The following is a 2,633-nucleotide window of genomic DNA, read 5'->3' on the forward strand; positions in this document are numbered from 1 at the left end:
CTCCGCCTCCGCGGAGTCCGAAAATTCAAGGAAACCCTCGAACACATCGCCGGAGACCGCCGCCGGGCACTCCAGTTCATAGCCACTTAACGCAACGGGCCGTCACACCACGCGACCTTCGCGCAGCCCTGCCGCTTGGCCGGGGCTAATCCGCGGTTTTCAAGCTTACGCCGGGGCCGGTGCGGCGCGAACACCCGACTCCGGCGACAACACGCGTGTTCAACTGCGCCACCGCTGCAGTCGAACATCCTGGTGTTTACCTGGGAACCTTGACGAGACACGACTCGAAAGTCCCACTCGTGATGGGCGGTGCCCGGCTCGCCGTACTCTCCGAGAGTCACTATGAGGTATGAGCCGTTTGTGAAGGCACCAATAGTGACACCCGGCGGTCCCTGCCGGAGCGGCCTTCGTGTCCTCGGTGCCATCTACAGTACAGTCGGCTGGGTTGACCGGCTGGGTTGTGGCCTGAGGTCCGCGCCCTCGCTGTCAGGCGAGGAGGTCGAGGAGTTCGGTGAGTGAGTCGATGATGTGGTCGGGCCCTGCTGTGTGCAGGGTGCGGGTGTAGCCGTTGGTGATGGCGACGGTCTGGTAGCCGGTCGGCGGGGTTGCTCCGGGTGTGGCGGCTGTTGTCGACGACGTAGTGGGTGCGGACCGGCCGCTGATCCGGGACTGGCTGAACCCCTCGATGGAGGAGGCTAGGCGGTCCTGGCTGACATGGTCCCATTTGCGCATGAGCAGGAACGCGGCGTCGAAGTCCCAGCCGCGCAGGGCGTCGGCCGTGTCGTCGCGGTACAGAAGCTCGGCGGAGACGGTGTAACGCTGCCAGGCGGATTCGGGATCAGCGGTCATTCATCGCTCTTCGGCAGGCGGCAGATCGGGACAAGCCGCGTGAGCGGATCAGCACGGTGAGCATAGCCGGGGATGTCGTCTCGGCATCACAAGTCCGGATCGAGCGGTCAAGCGGCGCCGGACAGGCGCTGACCTGGGCATGTCGCCGGGACGGCGGCGGCGCCGGAATGCCGTCGATCCGTGCCGCCGTCGATCCGTGCCGCCTCGGCATTCCGTGGTCGTCCACTTCCGGTGAGTCTTGTTCTTGGGCTCCTCTCCGCGGCCAGACGAGCGGACGCATGCCATCCGGCGGTAGCCGTTAGGCTGTACGTCGTCGATGTCCTTCCACGCTGTGAGACGTCCTCCACGCTGTGAGACGCTGGGGGGATCGATCCAGGGGGGCGGTAGCTCAGCCGGTTAGAGCAGCGGACTCATAATCCGTCGGTCGTGGGTTCGAGCCCCACCCGCCCCACCACGTCTGACCTGGGCTTTCGTGGCGACCTGATCGCACCGGAGATCGACATCTGGTCGATGTGATGCCGATGTGATGCCGTTGCGACGGCAACTAATCTTGGACGTTCGACCGGCGGCTACGGAGAGCGACTACGGTAGGTCGTGGTGGTGCCTGTTTGACGTGGCGTTAGCGTGGGGGTCGCTTACAGCTCGATGCCGAGGCCGTCGGGTTCGGGGCCGTCAGCGGGCGGCACGACGGGTTGCGTGGTGGGTGGCCGCGGTCCGGGTGGAAGTCGGCGGGGAACGACGGCGGCGGCGGCTTTGGCGGCGGCGCGGTCCGCGTCGGCGAAGATCGAGGTGTAGACGTCGCCGGTGAAGTGGATGGAGGCGTGTCCGAGAAGCTCGGAGACGACCTTGAAGTCCTTGGTGGCCAGGTAGGTGAGGCTGGCGGCGGTGTGGCGCAGGTCGTGGAGTCGGATCGGGGGCAGCGGGCCGAAGTCGAGAGCGATTTTGATGGCTTCGGGGGGCATGCGGTGCCGGTCGGCGAGGCGATGGACGCTCCAGTGGTGTTCGGCGTGTTCGGCGTGTTCGGCGTGTTCGGTGCGAATGGTGGCGAAGCGTATTACGAGCCGTTCGAAGCGCTGGGAGATTCCGTCCGCGTTGAGCGGAGTGCCGTCAGGATGGGTGAACACCCGGCCACTGTCGGTCCAGGCCTTCCCGTAAGCGGCGCGTTCACCGTCCTGGTGGGTCTGCCAGGACTCCAGAACCTGTCTGGTCGTCGGATCTAGGCTGATGGTGCGGGTACCGTTTTCGCTCTTCGGGTCTTCGTAGAGGTCGATGTCGTCCTCGGCGTCTGGCCCGGATCCGGGTAGATTGTCGAGGATGTAGATGCTGTCGTCGTCGAAGTCGACTTCGGTCCAGCCGAGCGCGACGGCTTCGCCGCGGCGCAGGGCGCGGTGGGCGATGAGATGCCACAGCGGGTAGAGCCGGTCGGCGGCGGTGAAGTCGAGGAAGGCGCCGGCCTGCTGAGGGGTCCAGACCATGACCGGGGAGGGCCGGGTGCCTTTGCGCTGCCAAGCGGCGATCCGCGGCGCGGTCCACACGAGCGGCCTGACCTTGCGAGCTCTGGGAAGCTCGACGTGTTCAGCCGGGTTATGGCCCAGTTTCTTGCGTTTCACGGCGCTGTTGAGCGCGCTCATTAGGGTGGCATGTACGCGCTGAATTCGGGATGCGCTCAGTCGGCGACGGTGCCGCGGGTCGTCCTGACGGACTTCGAGGAGCCGGACGAGCAGCGGTGAGGGTTTCTTTCCCTGTAGATCTCGGCCGATGAGCTGCATGGCGGCGTACAGGGC

The 2,633-nt window shown here is 66.0% G+C and carries 2 protein-coding genes and 1 tRNA gene; 1 reads left to right on the top strand and 2 read right to left on the bottom strand.

What is annotated here, in order from left to right:
* Positions 1-486: 486 nt before the first annotated feature.
* Entirely contained in the window at positions 487-849 is a 363-nt protein-coding gene (locus AC08ON_RS18030; RefSeq protein WP_476608703.1) for a hypothetical protein, read from the bottom strand.
* Positions 850-1,226: 377 nt separating this feature from the next.
* Between AC08ON_RS18030 and AC08ON_RS18035 the strand changes: the two genes are divergently transcribed.
* A tRNA-Ile gene (locus tag AC08ON_RS18035) sits at positions 1,227-1,303 on the top strand.
* 181 nt (positions 1,304-1,484) lie between these two features.
* Here the strand turns inward: AC08ON_RS18035 and AC08ON_RS18040 are convergent.
* A partial coding sequence (locus AC08ON_RS18040; protein WP_476617427.1) for a site-specific integrase occupies positions 1,485-2,633 on the bottom strand: 1,149 nt, incomplete at its 5' end.

Source organism: Frankia sp. CoWAU3 (genome assembly GCF_977971855.1).